This window comes from Nocardia jiangxiensis NBRC 101359, assembly GCF_000308615.1.
In the GTDB taxonomy this organism is placed as follows: domain Bacteria; phylum Actinomycetota; class Actinomycetes; order Mycobacteriales; family Mycobacteriaceae; genus Nocardia; species Nocardia jiangxiensis.
This window is the reverse complement of the sequence record NZ_BAGB01000041.1, coordinates 52,040-68,236: the sequence shown is the minus strand read 5'-3', so window position 1 is coordinate 68,236 and position 16,197 is coordinate 52,040. Positions and strand designations below refer to the sequence as shown.

The 16,197-nt window shown below is 65.5% G+C and carries 15 protein-coding genes; 6 read left to right on the top strand and 9 right to left on the bottom strand.

The features are described 5' to 3' along the window. Positions 1 to 50: 50 nt before the first annotated feature. Positions 51 to 863, top strand: a complete 813-nt coding sequence (locus ON40_RS14450; RefSeq protein ID WP_083895720.1) for a fumarylacetoacetate hydrolase family protein — start codon at positions 51 to 53, stop codon at positions 861 to 863. Positions 864 to 1,016: 153 nt separating this feature from the next. Here the strand turns inward: ON40_RS14450 and ON40_RS14445 are convergent, their stop codons facing one another. Then, positions 1,017 to 1,649, bottom strand: coding sequence for a TetR/AcrR family transcriptional regulator (locus tag ON40_RS14445; RefSeq protein ID WP_083895635.1), 633 nt, complete (start codon positions 1,647 to 1,649; stop codon positions 1,017 to 1,019). 130 nt (positions 1,650 to 1,779) lie between these two features. Here ON40_RS14445 and ON40_RS14440 point away from each other — a divergent pair, with 130 nt between their 5' ends. Together ON40_RS14440 and ON40_RS53930 are read left to right on the top strand one after the other, a co-directional pair. Beyond that, positions 1,780 to 3,255 (top strand): MFS transporter, encoded by a 1,476-nt coding sequence (locus ON40_RS14440; RefSeq protein ID WP_245567801.1) that lies wholly within the window; start codon positions 1,780 to 1,782, stop codon positions 3,253 to 3,255. A gap of 162 nt (positions 3,256 to 3,417) precedes the next feature. Beyond that, complete coding sequence (locus tag ON40_RS53930; protein ID WP_051193106.1) at positions 3,418 to 3,654, top strand: hypothetical protein; 237 nt, start codon at positions 3,418 to 3,420, stop codon at positions 3,652 to 3,654. Between the two features lie 78 nt (positions 3,655 to 3,732). Here the strand turns inward: ON40_RS53930 and ON40_RS14430 are convergent, their stop codons facing one another. From ON40_RS14430 to ON40_RS14420, 3 genes are all read right to left on the bottom strand, one after another. Then, on the bottom strand, positions 3,733 to 4,542 hold the full coding sequence (locus ON40_RS14430; RefSeq protein ID WP_040822776.1) for a crotonase/enoyl-CoA hydratase family protein: 810 nt from the start codon (positions 4,540 to 4,542) through the stop codon (positions 3,733 to 3,735). Positions 4,543 to 4,648: 106 nt separating this feature from the next. Further along, positions 4,649 to 4,954 carry a hypothetical protein gene (locus tag ON40_RS14425; RefSeq protein WP_040822774.1) on the bottom strand — a complete coding sequence of 102 codons (306 nt, stop codon included), beginning with the start codon at positions 4,952 to 4,954 and terminating at the stop codon, positions 4,649 to 4,651. A 50-nt stretch (positions 4,955 to 5,004) separates the two neighbouring features. Further along, on the bottom strand, positions 5,005 to 6,519 hold the full coding sequence (locus ON40_RS14420) for a class I adenylate-forming enzyme family protein (RefSeq protein ID WP_040822771.1): 1,515 nt from the start codon (positions 6,517 to 6,519) through the stop codon (positions 5,005 to 5,007). Positions 6,520 to 6,808: 289 nt separating this feature from the next. Here ON40_RS14420 and ON40_RS14415 point away from each other — a divergent pair, with 289 nt between their 5' ends. Then, positions 6,809 to 8,962 (top strand): acyl-CoA dehydrogenase family protein, encoded by a 2,154-nt coding sequence (locus ON40_RS14415; RefSeq protein ID WP_040822770.1) that lies wholly within the window; start codon positions 6,809 to 6,811, stop codon positions 8,960 to 8,962. 168 nt (positions 8,963 to 9,130) lie between these two features. On the opposite strand, the gene ON40_RS14410 is transcribed toward ON40_RS14415, so the two are convergent. The 5 genes from ON40_RS14410 to ON40_RS14390 all read right to left on the bottom strand — a co-directional run bounded on the left by ON40_RS14410 (position 9,131) and on the right by ON40_RS14390 (position 13,453). Beyond that, positions 9,131 to 9,901 carry an SDR family NAD(P)-dependent oxidoreductase gene (locus ON40_RS14410; protein ID WP_040822768.1) on the bottom strand — a complete coding sequence of 257 codons (771 nt, stop codon included), beginning with the start codon at positions 9,899 to 9,901 and terminating at the stop codon, positions 9,131 to 9,133. 181 nt (positions 9,902 to 10,082) lie between these two features. Further along, positions 10,083 to 11,411 (bottom strand): TetR/AcrR family transcriptional regulator, encoded by a 1,329-nt coding sequence (locus ON40_RS14405; protein ID WP_040822766.1) that lies wholly within the window; start codon positions 11,409 to 11,411, stop codon positions 10,083 to 10,085. A gap of 61 nt (positions 11,412 to 11,472) precedes the next feature. Then, positions 11,473 to 11,901, bottom strand: coding sequence for a MaoC/PaaZ C-terminal domain-containing protein (locus ON40_RS14400; RefSeq protein WP_040822764.1), 429 nt, complete (start codon positions 11,899 to 11,901; stop codon positions 11,473 to 11,475). Further along, complete coding sequence (locus ON40_RS14395; protein ID WP_051193105.1) at positions 11,898 to 12,347, bottom strand: FAS1-like dehydratase domain-containing protein; 450 nt, start codon at positions 12,345 to 12,347, stop codon at positions 11,898 to 11,900. Before ON40_RS14395 ends, ON40_RS14400 begins: the two co-directional genes overlap by 4 nt. Further along, entirely contained in the window at positions 12,344 to 13,453 is a 1,110-nt protein-coding gene (locus ON40_RS14390) for a phosphotransferase family protein (protein WP_040822759.1), read from the bottom strand. The genes ON40_RS14395 and ON40_RS14390 overlap by 4 nt, the downstream gene beginning before the upstream one ends. 119 nt (positions 13,454 to 13,572) lie before the next feature. On the opposite strand from ON40_RS14390, the gene ON40_RS14385 reads away from it, so the two are divergent. Next, the gene (locus ON40_RS14385) at positions 13,573 to 14,664 is read left to right on the top strand and encodes a TIGR03857 family LLM class F420-dependent oxidoreductase (RefSeq protein WP_083895634.1); all 1,092 of its coding nucleotides are present in this window, start codon (positions 13,573 to 13,575) and stop codon (positions 14,662 to 14,664) included. A 90-nt stretch (positions 14,665 to 14,754) separates the two neighbouring features. Then, positions 14,755 to 16,191 carry an aldehyde dehydrogenase gene (locus ON40_RS14380; protein WP_040822756.1) on the top strand — a complete coding sequence of 479 codons (1,437 nt, stop codon included), beginning with the start codon at positions 14,755 to 14,757 and terminating at the stop codon, positions 16,189 to 16,191. The last annotated feature ends 6 nt before the right edge of the window (positions 16,192 to 16,197 follow it).

Here is a 16,197-nt window from a genome sequence, read left to right as displayed (position 1 = left end):
GTACGATAGCCTCCCAATGAATGGGACACAAGAATCGGAAGGTGTGGTGCATGCGTTACGGCACGCTGCGGCTCGAACGACGTCGCGTACTGGTCGCATCCGATGGAACGACATGGCGGAAGGCCGGTGACGGCACCTCCCTGCTCGACGTCATCGGTGGGGCGCGACCGTCGTGGACGCCATTGGGGCGCGACCCCGTGGAGACCGAGTTCGCCCTGCCTTACCGTCCGCCGACGATCTTCGGAATCGGATTGAACTACCGCGATACGGTGCGTGAGATGGGTTGGGACACACCGAAAGTGCCCTACCTGTTTCCGAAACTTTCGTCGAGTGCAATCGGCCCCGCCGACGACATCGTGGTCGATACCGCACTGACGACCAGGGTGGATTGGGAGGCGGAGCTGGGCGTGGTCATCGGCACACGGTGCCGCAACATCGACGTCTCCGATGCCATGGGTGTGGTGTTCGGATACATTGCGGCGAACGATATCTCGGCCCGAGACCTACAAGCCGAGGACGGGCAGTGGGTCCGGGGTAAGGGGCTCGACACCTTCTGCCCGCTGGGGCCGCTCGTGGTCACTGCCGATGAGGTCGTCGCCCCGCAGGCGATCGGAATTCGCACCCGCCGAAACGGGACCCTCGTTCAAGACGGAACCACTGCGGACATGATTTTCACTGTGCCGGAACTTATTTCGTACTGTTCACGGTTCTTCACACTGCATCCGGGAGACGTCATCCTGACCGGGACCCCTGCCGGGAGCGGTGACGCCCGCACGCCTCGCATTTCCCTGCGGCCGGGTGACACGATCGAGATCGAGGTCGAAGGCATTGGGCAGCAGCGAAATACAGTGGTAGGGCGATGACGTTTCCGCACCCACGCCGGTCGCCTGGTGCCCCTGCCGGAGATCTTGGCCGAGGTATCCGGCGCGGGTGACATCGGTTGCGGGAGTTAGCTCTGCCGGAGTGATACGCGCGTGCGCCGGCCGGATGGGGGTGTCGGTGAACTCGGCAGGCGCTCAATGCTTGTCGAGCATCCAGTCGGGCAGTGTCGCGAGGACGATGTCGAGAACGAAGTCGTTGGAGGCCATCGGATTGTCGAGTGCCCGCTCGATGACACCGGCGTAGGCGTGGGCGATGAAGGAGGCGTGTAGCTCTACTGACGCTGGGTAGCGTGCGGATCCTGCACGGACACCATCGATTTCGGGGATCCGACGCACGGAGGTCAGGATGGAGTGTCGGATCGCGTCGAAGAAGTGGTCGCTGAGCAGTACGTAGAGTTCTGGGTGTAGGCGGCCGGTGGCCGCGTCGCGGTAGATCGACCGATTACGGTGGGCGTGTTCGAGTATCGCCCCGAGACTGTGTCGTACCGCCACGGAGAGGTCGATGTCGGATCGGGTGCTCTCGGCGCGCATCTGTGCACCGACCTCGTCCAGCTCTGTGGTCAGGACTTGCTTCAACAGGTCCACAGGTGATCCGGCGTGGTTGTAGAAGGTCCGGCGTGTTACTCCGGCTCGCTCGCACAGCGCCGTGATTGTCACCCGGTCTATGGGCTGCTCCGCCGCCACCTCCAAGATCGCCCGCGACAGTGCGGCCCGGCTTCGTACCGATCGCGGGTCTGCCCGGCGGTCGCGCCCTGGCCTGCGTTCCATGGCTGCCAGCCTACGAGAGGCGCACCTCACACTCCCGAATTATTTCACACTTGTATATTAGTTGGGGCGAAGTGCCGATGAAACGAGGTTGTGCGTCATGACTCGCGTGAACGCGAATGTTCGGCAGGCGGTGCTGCTGCCCGCGCTGGTGTTGCTGGGGGTGGTCTCGACCGCGGTAGGCAGCCTGGGTGCACCCCTTTTGCCGACGATCGTCGCCGACCTGCACGTGTCGCTGGCGACATCGCAATGGGCACTGACCATTTCACTGCTCGCCGGGGCAGTGGCGGCGCCGCTGCTGGGACGACTCGGTGATGGGCGCCGGCGCCGCGAGACAATCCTCTGCGCGTTGGCGGTCGTCGCCTCGGGCTGCGTATTGTCCGCTCTGCCATTGGGTTTCGAGTGGCTGCTGGCCGGTCGTGCGCTGCAGGGTGTGGGGCTCGGGCTGGTTCCGCTCGCGATCACGGCCGCCCGCGACGGTTTGCCGGAACGAAAGCAGGCCTCGGGCATTGCGCTGATCGGCGTCACCACCGCCGCCGGGCTGGGGGTCGGATACCCGGTCGCGGGGCTGATCACCGCTTACGGCGGGCTGGCGGCGGCGTTCTGGTTCGGTGCCGCGCTGACCGTGGTCACCATCGGGATGGCCGCCTGGGCGCTGCCACCCAATCCGGACCGGCGGCCGCGTCGCCTGGATGCCGTCGGCCTCGCACTGCTCACGGTGGCCATCGTGGCCCTTTTGCTGGCGTGTTCGCAAGGCCCGCAGTGGGGTTGGACGTCACCGGCACTGGTGTCGGCGGTTGTGGTCGCCGTTGTGGTCATGTGCGCCTGGACGTGGTGGGAGCTTCGTCACCGAGCTCCTTTGGTCGATGTCAGGCTGCTCCGGCATCCTTCCGTACTCGCAGCCGACGTCATGGTCGTGCTCGTGGGAGCCGGAATCTATCCGCTGCTGTCGCTCGTGGTCCGCTACGCCCAAACCCCGGTCGCGGCCGGTTACGGCTATGGTTACTCGGCCGCTCTCGCCGGTGTGATGCTTGTGCCGTATTCGGTGGGGAGCTTCGTTGCGAGTCGGCTGGCGGTGCGAGCCATGCGTCGATTCTCGCTGGAAGCACTCACGGCCGCCAGTAGCGTGGTTCTCATCGCCGCCATGGTGCTGTTCCTCACCACTCGCGCGCATCTCGTGCCACTGCTGGTGTGTATGGGTTTGGCCGGTTTCGGCATCGGTGTCGTATTCGCCGTCAACCCGGCCCAGATTCACCGGGGAGTGCCGCCGCAGGAGACCGGCAGCGCCAACAGCTTCTACCAGGTCCTGCGATATGTCGGCTACTCTGTCGGCAGCGCTCTGAGCGCGACCCTGCTTGTCGTGCACACGCCCAGCGGCTCGAACACGCCGAGAGAAAACGGCTATGATGCTGCAGCTTGGACGGGAATCATCGCCCTCGTGATCGCCGTGGCGGCGGCGCTGCTCCTCAACCGCAGCGCCGGCAAGCGCAACAGTGAAGGCGCGCAACTTTTCCCGGGCGGCCCGGTGTTCGGCGGTGATGTCTCCGCGCGCGCCGGATCCGGCGACCCAGCAAGGTCACCGGCATCGATTCGCAGGCGCGACGTGTGAGCTTCGACAACGGCGGATGCCGGGACTACTCGACCTTGGTCATAATGGCCTGTACTGGCCCGGCACGAGCTGGCGGCGGTATGGCTGGGCATTTGGGTTGATCTCGGTCGGGCGCCGCGCCCGATCGATGCCTGTGGTCAGGGCCTGGCGGAGTACTTGCTGATGTTCGAGCCGGAGCGCGCTGATCCGGTGACGGCGAACCGCGCTCACATCGCAGTGTTCGTGCGGGAGTTGACTTCTCGGCCGCATCGCCGCGGCAAGAACGTGGTGTCGATCGAGTCCGGTGTGGGACTGGCCAAGGCCACCATCCAGCAGCGACTTGTTCCGGTTCGGCCGTTTTGCGACTACTTGATCGAAGACGAGTTCCTGGAGACGAAGTTCGTCGCGCTGCAGATGTGACACGACGTCTTCGGCCAGAGGCTATCGCCGGTGCTGCCGACACATGTCGGCGGCACCGGCGATGTCTTCGTACCGTATCTACTTCCCCTGCCAGATCGGTGCGCGCTTCTCGGCGAATGCGCGGGGTCCTTCCTGCGCATCCTGGGAGTGCGCGATCGCGGGGAGTTCGCCGTTCGTCATCGCCCATCCGGTGACTTCGGCCGGGCGACTTCCATCGGCGTTCTGCTGCAAGGCAATTCGCTTGTGCGCCTGAACGGCCAGCGGTGCATTGGCCGCGATCCTTTCGGCCAGTTCGAGCGCGGTGTCCAGCACGCTTTCAGCAGGTACGACACGATTGATCAGGTGGAACTCGAGCGCTTGCCGCGCGGTGATCGGGTCGCCGGTCAGCAAGAGTTCCATTGCCACGGTGCGTGGCAGCGCGTTGGCCAGTCGAAAGGCCCCACCCGCGCCTGCGATGAGCCCGCGCGTGACTTCGGGCAGTCCGAACGTCGCGGTGTCGGCTGCGACGGCCAGATCGCTGGCGAGTACCAGTTCGGTGCCGCCGCCGAGTGCGGGCCCGTTCACCGCGGCGATCGTCGGCTTGGAAATGGCATGGGAGACATAGCCTGCCAGTCCCCACTTCTCGCGACCTTCGGGGATGACGCTCTCGCCGCGGGCGAGGGCCTTCAGGTCAGCGCCCGCGCAGAATGCCTTGTCGCCGGCACCGGTCAGAACGACGACGCGAATATCTGCGTCGTTCTCGGCTTCCTCGAGTGCGTCACCGACGCGAACGCACATCTCGGCGTTGACGGCATTGCGGGCTCGAGGTCGGTTCAGCGTGATGACCATGACGTGCCCACGGCGTTCGATCAATGCGGGGGCCTCGGCCGTGGTCGTTGTTTCCGACATCGAATTCCTTTGCTGCTCGGTGGTCTGTCGCATTGCCATGTCGTGCCCGGGGAGCGGGCGCGCGTGGTGGTGTGGGAATCGGCCGACGGTATCGGCGGCCACGCGCTCAGTCGCTGGACGGCAGCGGCTTGGGCGCCTTGAGTGTCAATGCCGCGTCATCGAGCGCGAGCGAGCCTGCGCCGCCCTTGGTGGCGAGCACTTCGACGGTGCCGTCGGCATTGACGTATCGCTTGCCGATCGCCGTTCCTTCGGTGAATCCTGCTACGGCAGTGAGGCCTTCGGCGGGAGTCTCGGACAGCTCGAGCATGGGATACCCACCGCACTGAAGAGCGGCGGCGGCACTGCCCGCGCGGACGACGATCACCTGAGTGGCACACACCTGGCTCCGCAGTCGGACTCCGACCTTCAACATTTTCCTTCTCCTCGAACCTCTTGTACGACAATCCTGAATTTCGACCCGGCTCAGGCCGGTGTGGCTTCGGTCGATGCGAGAATGTCCGCGACGATGTTCCGCCGCAGAATTTTCCCGGTCGGGCTGCTCGGCAACTCACTGCGAAAGACGATGCGATCCGGCGTCCTCGAACTGCGGAGCTTGGCGCGAACGAAGTCGCGAAGCTGCTCCTGCCCGGAGACGGCGCCGGATTCGAGTACCACTGTCGCGACGATCGCCTGACCCCAGTGGTCGTCCGGAATACCAACGACGGCAACGGATCTGACCAGTGGATGCTCGACGAGTACGTCCTCGATCTCGGCCGGCGCGATGTTCTCGCCACCGCGAATGATGGTGTCGTCGTTGCGCCCGACGATGAAGAGGAATCCGCCGGCATCCTGGTAGGCGAGGTCCTTGGTAGGGAACCATCCTGCGGCGTCGAGCACCGATCCCGAACCCATGTATTCACCGGAGACCTGGGGCCCGCGAACCCAGAGTTCACCCTGCTCGCCGGCCGCGACGACGTTGCCGTCCGAGTCGCGGATCTCGATCTCGATGCCGGGCACCGGGCGCCCGATCGAGCCGAGGCGGGCGGCGACGACCGGATCGTCGCTGTCGAGCGCGTCGCGGTGATCCTCGGGCCCGAGCAATGCGATGGTCGAGCTCGTCTCGGTGAGGCCGTAGGCGTTGACGAACCCGACGCGGGGGAACGCGCGCAGCGCGGCTTCGAGGGTGGGCCTGGGCATGCGGGCGCCACCGTAGGACAGCGAGGTCAACGTCGGGATGTCGACGCGTGCGATGTCCAGATGATCGACGATGCGGTCGAGCATGGTCGGGACGACCATGGCCGAGGTCGCACCCTGCGCGCGGGCGAGCGAAACCCACCGCGCGGCATCGAAGTCGGGGAGGTAGATCATCCGTCGGCAGGCGTAGAAGTTGCTGACGATCGTTCCCATTCCGGCCACGTGGTACGGCGGGACACTGATCAGAGCGCCGTCGGCTTCGGCCGCCGAACCGAATTCGACCGTGCTCATCACGTAACTCAACAGGTGGCTGTGGCGCAGGACCACCCCCTTGGGTTCGGACGTCGTGCCGCTGGTGAACAGCACGATCGCCGGAGAGTCCGGATCGACGTCGACGGCGGGCAGTGGTGCCGACACCTGCTCGCGCCCCTGCGCGAACAGCTGGTCGGTGAGCACCACCGGCGCGTCGACGCCGGAGACGGACTCCGCGTACGAGCGGTCGACCACGACCACTGCTCCGTCGACCCGAGCGATCAGTGCCGCCAGCGCGCCGGCAGCGAGCCGGTAGTTGACCGGGGTGAACGGGATGCCGGCGTAGGCCGAGGCGAAAAGCAGGGCGGGAAGTTCGAGGCCCGAGCGGCCGAGGAACACCACACTCTTGGCTCCGGACTCGATGAGAATGCTGCCGACGCCCGCCACCAACTCGGTGAATTGCCGATACGTCAGTGAAGAATTCTCGACGGAGAGTGCGATGCGGTCCGGGTTGTCCGAGACCGCCATCTCCAGAATCAGGGAAATGCTCATGGCCAGCTGTCCGTCCTGGTGTGTCGTGCTTCACTCGATCAGAACGATAAGCCATCATCTGACATCTTGTCCACAATGGGGCGGAGATAGCGCGGTCCGCCGACCGTGCGTCGGAACACCGTGCATCCCCTGTAGGTAGTGCTTACGGTGCACGCTGGTGCCTGTGCCGGCCCCGAGTCGAGGATTCCCTGTTGCTTATCATCCAGACCGGGTAGCTTCAATCTGACAGGCGCGGTCACATATCTCGGTGACCGGTGTCCGCTCACCTCGATCGAAAGGTAGTACCGCCATGGCATTGGCGATCTCGGAGGAACACAAGGACCTTGCCGACGTGGCGGTATCTCATCTGGCGCGGCACAAGGCGCGTCAGGCGGCGCGGGGCACGCTGGAAAGCGTCACCGAGTCCGCGGCGCTGCCTCTGTGGGCCGCCACCGCAGAGCTCGGATGGCTCGGGTTGCACCTCCCCGAAGAGTACGGCGGGTCCGGATTCGGGCTGCCGGAACTCAGTATCGTCCTCGAAGCGCTCGGACACGAAGTGTCACCCGGGCCATTTCTGCCCACCGTGGCGGCCTCCGCCGTCATCGATCGCTGCGCGTCGGATGCGGTGCGGTCCGCGCTCCTTCCCGGACTTGCGGATGGAAGCGCCATCGGGGCTCTCGGGTTGTCGGGCGGACTCGCCTTCGAGGGGGAGGGAATCCTGCGCGGAGAGAGCCGAGCGGTACTCGGCGCACCGGACGCCGATGTCCTGGCGCTGCTCGTCGGCGGTGACATCGTGCTGCTCGAGCCTTCGGCGGCAGGGGTGTCGATCGAGGTTCAGCAAGGGCTCGATTCGACGCGTCGAATCGGCAAGGTGACGCTCACCGGAGTAACTGTCGAATCCGACCGAGTTCTGCGCGGGGCAGCACGAAGCGCCACAACGATTTTCCGCATCCTCGCCTCGGCGGAGGCGGTGGGTAGCTCGCTCGCATGTCTCGAGGAGGCGACCGCCTACGCCAGAACGCGGGAGCAGTTCGGCCGGGCCATCGGCACGTTCCAGGCGGTGAAGCATCATTGCGCGAACATGCTCGTCGAGGCCGAGAAGACAGTCGCCGCAACCTGGGACGCCGCGCGATCGAACGATGTGGAGGGCGCCTGGTTCGCCGCTGCGGTCGCGGCGTCGCACGCGGCACGGGCTCAGGTCATGACCGCCCGCACCAACATTCAGCTCCATGGCGGAATCGGATTCACCTGGGAGCACGACGCGCACCTGTATCTGCGGCGTGCTCAGACCGTTGCCGCGCTGCTGCGAGACCGAGAGCCGTTGGCGGACATCGTTTCCGCGTTCCGATCCGGCGAAGCGCACGGTGCGTCGTTCGAATTGCCGCAGGAGGCGGACGAGTACCGCAAGGATGCCCGCGACGCGGTCGAGCGCCTGGCCGCGCTTCCCGAGTCCGAGCAGCGAAACTTCCTGGTGGACCGCGGGTATCTCGTTCCGCATTGGCCTGCTCCGTGGGGCCGAGGCGCCGGTGCGATCGAGCAGCTGGTGATCGAAGAGGAATTCCAGGGAGTCGATCTTCCCGAACTCGGCATCGGCGGATGGGTGAACCTGACGATCTCGCAGGAAGGCACGGACGAGCAGAAGAAGCGGTGGGTCGACGACGTTCTTCGTGGCAACACCGATTGGTGCCAGCTGTTCAGCGAGCCGGGCGCGGGATCGGATGCCGCAGCAGTGCGCACCGCGGGCAAGCGCGTCGAGGGCGGCTGGCGGGTCACCGGGCAGAAGGTATGGACCAGCGCCGCGCTGCACTGCAAGTGGGGATTGGCTACGGTGCGAACCGATCCCACCGCAGCCAAGCACGCCGGCGTGACGATGATGGCGATCGACCTCGAGGCTCCCGGCGTCGAGATCAGACCGCTGCGTGAAATCACCGGCGACGAATTGTTCAACGAGGTCTTCTTCGACGATGTCTTCGTGCCCGACGCCGATGTGGTCGGTGGTGAAGGCCAGGGCTGGAAAGTTGCTCGCGCCACTCTCGGTAACGAGCGGGTGTCCATCGGCGGCGGCAGCGGTTCGATCGGATTCACCGGTGTCGACCTGGTCGAGCTGCTCGACCGAGCCACGTCGTCACGCATCGGCGACGAGCGTGCGGTGGGCGAGATACTCGCCGAAGAACATACCCTGCGGCTACTGAACCTCCGCCAGGCCGCGCGGGCGGTCATCGGTGCCGGGCCGGGGCCGGAGGCCAACGTGACCAAGTTGCTCAAAGCCGAGCATTCGCAGCGGATCACGAACCTCGGGATGGAACTGGCGGGGACCGCGGGGGTGACGTGCGAGACACCGGACCTGTCCTACGATTACCTGTTCACCCGGTGCCTGACGATCGCCGGCGGGACGTCGGAGATCATGCGAAACACCATCGCCGAGCGACTGCTCGGACTTCCACGAGATCCTCTCACCCGCTGATACCCATCGGCACCAGAGGGCGGAACCACGCACGGCTTCGCGATGCTTCAGTTGCTGGAGTGAGACGTCTGCATCTGACGTTCGGCTCCAGTAACGGCAACGGTCCGGTTCGATCGGAATCGTCCGATCGAACCGGACCGTTGTGCGTGCTGCGACTGTCGGATCGGCCTACTTGGGCGAGAACCGCAGCGCGCCGTCGATCCGGATCACCTCACCGTTCAGATAGTCGTTCTCGGCGATGTGCTGCACCAGCGCGGCGTACTCGGATGGGGTGCCCATGCGGTTGGGGAACGGAACATTCGACCCCCAGAACTTCTCGGCCTCATCGCGTTCCATCCGGAACGCGGGGGTGAAGAACGTCCCCGGGGCGATCGCCATGACGCGGATGCCGAGCTTGGTCAGATCGCGTGCGGCGGGCAGGGTGAGGCCGACGACCCCGCCTTTGGCGGCCGAGTACGCGGTCTGACCGATCTGGCCTTCGAAGGCTGCGATGCTGGCGGTGTTGACGATGACGCCGCGACCGCTCTCCCCGGCGGGCTCGTTCTTGGCCATGCTGGCGGCGCCGAGTCGCAGCACGTTGAACGTGCCGTTGAGGAACAGGTTGATGTACCACTGGAACTGCTCGAACGACGCCGGTTCGCCGTCCTTGCCGACCACCCGGGAGGCCCCGGCGCCGCCGCCGTGCGCATTGACGACGATCCGTAGCGGGGCGAGCTCGTTCGCGGCAGCCAAGGCGGCGTTGACGCTGGTCTCATCCATGACATCGGTGCTGACGTACCTGACCTGTCCGCCCAGTTCGGCCTCGAGGGCCTTGCCCTTCTCGTCATTGAGATCGGCGATGACGACCGCTGTGCCCCTGGCCGCGAGCTGACGCACGGTAGCCTCGCCGAGGCCACCTGCGCCCCCGGTGACGAGCGCGGACGCTGTGCTGATGTCCATGTGATGGATCCTCTCCTGGCGCGAGTGTCGTGAAGCGGTGAGTGCTCGTGGTCGTGACGACACCGTGGCGGCCCACCGCATTCAAAATGACACAATCGTCAGAAATCTTCAAGGACTCTCATCGTAGATGCAGCTGTATCAGCGCATCATGATCCGGTACGCACTGTCAGATTTGCCGAAATCAGCTCGCTCGAGTGAAGAATCCGCGCCTGATGCAGGCCACAAGGAGATCGATGACCTCGTCGTGCGTCAGAGGCGTCGAGAGCTCCTGAGTCGCCGGTGGCACGCGACTGATCACGGCACGGAAGATCAATGCCGCCATCACCGGGTCGAAGGGGTAGTCGCGCTTACGAGAACTGACGGCCCGGAGCAACGCGTCGTCCATCTTCCCTTGCCCATACGATCCCAGGCGCAGCACGATGTCGCTGTCGGTACTGTGCTCGGTCCAGGCGTCGATGGTGCCGGCGAAGCGCAGCGCGAAGTCGAGGTAATCGGCGAGCCATCCGCGGAATGCGGTGTCATCCGCCGCCATCGGGTCGATCTGCACGATTCGGTCGGCGAAATCGACTGTCGATGCGATGGCTTCGGTGCTCAGCGCGACCAGGAGGTCCTGCTTCTCGCTGAAGTACTTGTAGAACGTGCCGCGGGCAAGACCTGCCTGTTCGACGATGTCGTCGACGCTCGTGCGGTGGTAGCCCCGCTCGCGAAACTGGACAGCACCCGCTTCCGCCAGCGTCTGCACCGTGTTGACCGCGCGCTTGCTCAATCCGGCGATGCGATCTTGCATGGCGAGCCCCGCGACATCGGGCATCGGTGGGATATCGATGGAATCGTGCCCGACCGCACTGAGCCCCAAACCGCTCAGTACCGAGTCCGGCGTTTCGGGGAACAACATCAGCTGCAGGAAGACCGACACCGAGTCCACGACCGATTGTGTGTCACGGCCGTATGCGCGGTCGGTGTGAATGAACAGGTTCATCCGGTGCACAACCGCCGTCATGATCGCGGCGGCGGCTGTGGCGTCCATACCGGCCAATCCGGAGGATTTCAGGCGATCGGCGATTCGCTGGTTGTATCCGCCGACGAATCGGGTGATTTCCGGACGTACCTCGGTGTCCGAGGACGCCACGCTCATCCACTGGACGAACATGGTGGAGTACTTCTCGAAAACCCAGCTCCATTCGCCGAGCCACCAGTTCAGGTTGTCGAACCCCACATCCGTGGGACCCAGCGGCCCGATCCGGCGCGCGACCCGGAACAGGGCACGGCCGCACTCCTCCAACAGTTCGAGAAAGATCGCTTCCTTGCCGGGAAAGTACTGGTACAAGGTGGCGCGAGAGATTCCCGCACCCTTCGCGATGGTATCGACCGAGGTGTTGAAGAACCCGACCTCGCCGAAGAGCGCGAGTGACACATCCACGATTTTGCTGCGCGTGCTGGCACCCCGCGTCCCCACGTCGGGGCTCGATGGGCCATAACTCGCGCGACGAGTGATCGGATTATCTGACATCGATGAACAGCCTATGACGAGATGACGGCGCATAGCGAACCGACGCGATGGTGTGGCTGGATTACGAGCCGGGGCCGACTCGAAACTGGGCGGTTCCGGTGATCGCCGCGCCGCCGGTCTGACGCGTGCATGTCAGTGCGACGGTGACGAGCCGGTTTCCGTCGGAGGTCGGCTCGGTGTCGGTGACCTCGCCCGTGCAGGTCAGAATGTCGCCCGGCCATACCTGTTCCTTGAACCGCACCGCGAACCGGCGAAGGTTGGTCGCGCCCAGCCAGTCGGTGGCGAACGTGGCCAGAAGCGCGGCCTGATGCATTCCTTGCGAGAACACCGACGGATTTCCGGCTGCTCGGGCGATGGTGTCGTCATAGTGCATCGGGTTCAGATCGCCCGACGCACCGGAGTATCGAACGAACATCTGGGTGGTCAACGGCCCGAAAGTACGGGGCTGCGCCGTGGTTCCGACGGTGATGTCCGTAGCGGTCTCGGTCACTTCGACTCTCCTGCGGCGGCTGTCTGGATGAACGTGGCACGTGCTTCGGCGATCAGCACGCCCTCGGGGGAGCGGAACTCGGTGGCGACGACGGCGAACGTCATCTCGCCGCCACGCTTACCGGGCTTGGCGTAACGGTCCAGTACCCGTTCCTGCGCGATGAGTGTGTCACCGGCTCGGGGCAGTTCGCCGTGGAAGATGTACTCCTGCTCGCCGTGCAGGAGCCGTTTGCGCTCGAATCCCACATTCACACGGGCGCCCGGCGGGGCCCACTGCACGGCATTGACCAGAAAGGTCGGCGGCACAACGGCTTCGGGTCCCTGGTAGGCCTCGTTGTCCGATTGCATCGCGGCGGCGAACTCGCGGATCTTGCCGCGTTCGATGAGTACTTCCCAGCTCTGGCCCACCGCGCCTACCGGTGCGGGAGTAGGGGGTTCGGTCGTCATGACTGGCTTCTCCTCTGCTGAATGTGGTCGGTGCGGTAGCGCTCGACGAGGGCCACCGCTGTAGCGGGATAACTGCGAGCGGTGGTTTCGTCGAGTCCGTCGCGAACCAGCAGCAGGGCAAGACGATTGGTGATCAGAGCGAGCACCACGGCGGCCAGCAGTTGGAAGTAGGAGATGTCGCCGACGAGTCGACCGCCCAAGCTCAGGTAACGGCGCACCGTTTCCGCGTCGTCGGGCACTCCGGGCATTCTGGTGAAACCGAGTGCCTCGCACAGGTAGCGCTCGAACATCAGCCACCATCCGAGGTCGATGTCCGCGGGGCCGGTCGACGCTGTCTCCCAGTCGTAGAGTGCTGACACCGACAGATCCTCGGCGAACGACATGTTGCCTACCCGGGCGTCCCCCCAGACCACGGTTTCGGCATCGGTGTGCGGCGCGTGTTCGAGTAACTCCGTCATCGCCGATGCGAGTTCCTCGGCGCCCACGACTAGATCGTCGCGACGCTGTTCGTACCAGCGTCGCACGTTGTCGACATAGCGCTCGAGCGGTGTTCCGTGGGTGTCGGATCCACGCAGGAAGGCGAGGTCTTCGGCATCGTCGATCCGGTGTAGGGCGACCAGTGCGCGTAACGCGTTGTCGCACATCGTCTTCCGTTGGTCAGCGGTGAGCTCGGTGGTCCAGCCGCGCTTGTGCCAGCTCGGGACATCCGACGGGGTGCGGCCCTCGACTCGCTCCATCAGATAGAACGGAGCGCCGAGCACCGTCGAGTCTCGTTCGGTGAGAACGATGTTCGGCGTCGGTACACCGGGGTGGCGACCGAGTACCCGCATCACCTCGGCCTGGCGGACCGCATCGGGTTCGGTGAAGAGTTGATGATCGGCAGCCTGCAACCTCAGTACCAGGTCGCGGCCGACGCGCACGCCGGCGGTGTCGGTCCACGTCGCGGTGAAGAACACCGTTTTGCCGGAGTAGCCGGCATCCGGCGCGGAGAATTCGGATATCTCGAAGTCGGTGTGAGCGGTCGCTGCCAATCGGTCGGGCAACCACTGTTCGAGTATGGCGCGGACGTCTCCCGCGAGTTGCCCTCGTGTCGCCGTGTACCCCATCTGCTCCCTCGGCTCTGAACGTCAACCTGCATGTGGTGTGCGGCCGACACGTGATCCTGGTCGCCCGCAGGTTGTCGACTATTGCGGAACTATGTGACCAATACTGTCAGAATAGACGAATGAATTACGAAGAATCCACCCGCGCGGCCGCGCTGGCCGAAGAGTCGACCGCCGTTTCCGTGCCGTCCGCCTTGGCGTTGGGCGGCTACGCACTGCCCGGTCGCGTCCCCGATCCGCGACCGGCGATCGCGCAGGCGATCGCGGCGGAACGTCTGGGAATGAGCACCGTGTGGCTCAGTGAACGTTGGGGCACCAAGGATTTCGGGGTGCTGGCCGGCGCGTTCAGCCAGGTCACCAGCACCGTCAAGATCGCTGCGGGCATCACGCATTTTCAGTCCCGACACCCGGCCCTGCTCGCGTCGTTGGCGATGACGGCGCAAGGGCTGTCGGACGGTCGCGTCGTCCTGGGCATCGGTCGCTCGGTCGACCGGATGTGGCGTGCGGTGGGACTGCCGAAGTCCACCAACGCAGCCATCGTCGATTCCGCCGACATCTTTCGCCGGCTGTGTCGTGGCGAGCAGGTGAAGTACGACGGACCAGCGGGAACGTACCCATCGCTGCGCTTGACCGACGTGCCGGAGGTACCCGTTCCACCGTTGGTGTTCGCAGCCATCGGACCCAGGGGGCTCGAACTCGCCGGCCGCCACTTCGACGGGGTCCTGCTCCATCCTTTCCTGACGCCGGAGGCCGTTCGTCGCTCGGCGGATGTGGTGCGTGACGCCGCGGCCGCGGTGGGGCGGGACCCGAAGTCGGTGCGGATCTACGCCACCGTCATCGTCGCCTCCGGATTGCCCGCGGCGGAGGAAGCCGCCGTCGTCGGCGGTCGCGCGGTGTCCTACTACCAGATTCCGGCGTTCGGCGAGCAGTTGGCGACGGCGAACGGCTGGGATGTGCAGCGGCTGGCCGACATTCGTGACCACCCACTCCTGGCCGGTGTCCGCGGCGCAGCCGATTCGGTGCTCGAGCGCGATCAGCTGGTCGAGGTCGCCAGCGTGCTGCCCGAGCAGTGGATTCGTGGCGCGGCGGCGTTGGGGACCGCGAGCGAGTGCTGGGAGATGTTCGAGCGATATCGCGACGCGGGCGCGGACGAGCTCGTTCTGCACGGCAGCACCCCGGATCAACTCGGCGACGTTGTCGCCGCCCGTCCGTGAGCGACCCTTGCCGCAAAGTGACATTACTGCCAGAATCAAGGGTCAGTGGCTGCCGCATGTGCCGCCGTGGCCGATCGAGAGGTATCGAAAGTGCACGATTACGACGGCGCTTACATCAGCGGCAAATGGCGGTCGGGAACCGGTGAACGGATTGCCGTGTGTTCCCCCGCGGACGGCTCCATCCTGGGCCACGTCACCGCCGCGACCACAGGCGACGTCGATGCCGCGGTCGATGCCGCGCGTCAGGCGGGGACCAGTGGACCATGGGCATCGACGACCGCGGCCGAACGCGCCGCTGCGATCGGCCGGTTGGCCGACGAGGTCCAGGCACGATCGGGAGTCTTGGCCGATCTCGTGTCCGCGGAGGTGGGATCTCCACGAAAGTGGGCCTCGTTCGGTCAGATCGGCGTGACCACAGGTGTGTTGCGGACCTACCAGAAGATCACCGAAGACTTCGTGTTCGAGGACACGCGTCCCTCCGCTACGGGCGGTCAGGTGCTGGTGCAGCGGCTCCCGGTGGGCGTGGTCGGCGCGATTCTTCCGTGGAACGCACCGTTGTTCACCGCCGCACTCAAGCTCGCGCCCGCGCTCGCCGCCGGCTGCACGGTGGTGCTCAAGCCATCTCCCGAGGCCCCGCTCGCCGTGTCGATGTTCACCGAGGCCGTCGAGGCGGCCGGCCTGCCCGACGGCGTGATCAACATCGTCTCCGGGGATGTCGCGACGGGGGAGGCGCTGGTCTCGCACCCCGGTGTCGACAAGATCAGCTTCACCGGATCCACGGCGGCGGGAAAGAAGATCGGTGCGGCCTGCGCCGCGGACGTCCGTCGGTGTGTCCTGGAACTGGGTGGCAAGTCCGCTGCCATCGTGTTGGACGATGTCGTCCTCGATGAGGAGACGGTCGGCGGGCTCGTGACCGGTGTGATGGCCAACAACGGCCAGATCTGCGTTGCTCAGACCCGCATTCTGGTGCCCGGATCCCGGTACGGCGAAGTGGTCGGCGCGCTGGAAGCCGCCGTGGGCCGGATGAAGATCGGCGACCCCGCCGATCGGGGAACACAGATCGGTCCGGTCATCAATCGCGCTGCGCGCGATCGTATAGAGGCGGTTGTCGCTCGGGCACAATCCGGGGGCGCGCGCATCGTCACCGGTGGTGTCCGGCCTGACGGGCTGGATTCGGGATGGTTCATCGCGCCGACGATCGTCGCCGATGTCGACAATGGTGCCGAGATCGCCCGCACGGAACTGTTCGGTCCGGTGGCGGTGGTGATCGCCTATCGGGATGACGACGACGCCGTGGCGCAGGCCAACGATTCCGACTACGGACTCGCCGCCGCGGTGTGGTCGGCCGATCGTGCGCGTGCTGCGCGCATAGCGGCACGACTGCGCGTCGGATCGGTGTCCATCAACTCGCCGGGGCCCATCGATTTCGGCTCTCCCTTCGGTGGATTCAAGCAGTCGGGCATCGGCCGCGAGGGCGGCCCCGAAGGGATCGACGGATTCGTCGAGTCTCGATCGATCATTTTCTGATTTCCC

Coding starts and splice junctions, on each gene's coding strand:
- ON40_RS14450 (WP_083895720.1), top strand. CDS start 51: ATGCGTTACGGCACGCTGCGGCTCGAACGACGTCGCGTACTGGTCGCA.
- ON40_RS14445 (WP_083895635.1), bottom strand. CDS start 1,649: ATGGAACGCAGGCCAGGGCGCGACCGCCGGGCAGACCCGCGATCGGTA.
- ON40_RS53930 (WP_051193106.1), top strand. CDS start 3,418: ATGTTCGAGCCGGAGCGCGCTGATCCGGTGACGGCGAACCGCGCTCAC.
- ON40_RS14430 (WP_040822776.1), bottom strand. CDS start 4,542: ATGTCGGAAACAACGACCACGGCCGAGGCCCCCGCATTGATCGAACGC.
- ON40_RS14425 (WP_040822774.1), bottom strand. CDS start 4,954: ATGTTGAAGGTCGGAGTCCGACTGCGGAGCCAGGTGTGTGCCACTCAG.
- ON40_RS14420 (WP_040822771.1), bottom strand. CDS start 6,519: ATGAGCATTTCCCTGATTCTGGAGATGGCGGTCTCGGACAACCCGGAC.
- ON40_RS14415 (WP_040822770.1), top strand. CDS start 6,809: ATGGCATTGGCGATCTCGGAGGAACACAAGGACCTTGCCGACGTGGCG.
- ON40_RS14410 (WP_040822768.1), bottom strand. CDS start 9,901: ATGGACATCAGCACAGCGTCCGCGCTCGTCACCGGGGGCGCAGGTGGC.
- ON40_RS14405 (WP_040822766.1), bottom strand. CDS start 11,411: ATGTCAGATAATCCGATCACTCGTCGCGCGAGTTATGGCCCATCGAGC.
- ON40_RS14395 (WP_051193105.1), bottom strand. CDS start 12,347: ATGACGACCGAACCCCCTACTCCCGCACCGGTAGGCGCGGTGGGCCAG.
- ON40_RS14390 (WP_040822759.1), bottom strand. CDS start 13,453: ATGGGGTACACGGCGACACGAGGGCAACTCGCGGGAGACGTCCGCGCC.
- ON40_RS14385 (WP_083895634.1), top strand. CDS start 13,573: ATGAATTACGAAGAATCCACCCGCGCGGCCGCGCTGGCCGAAGAGTCG.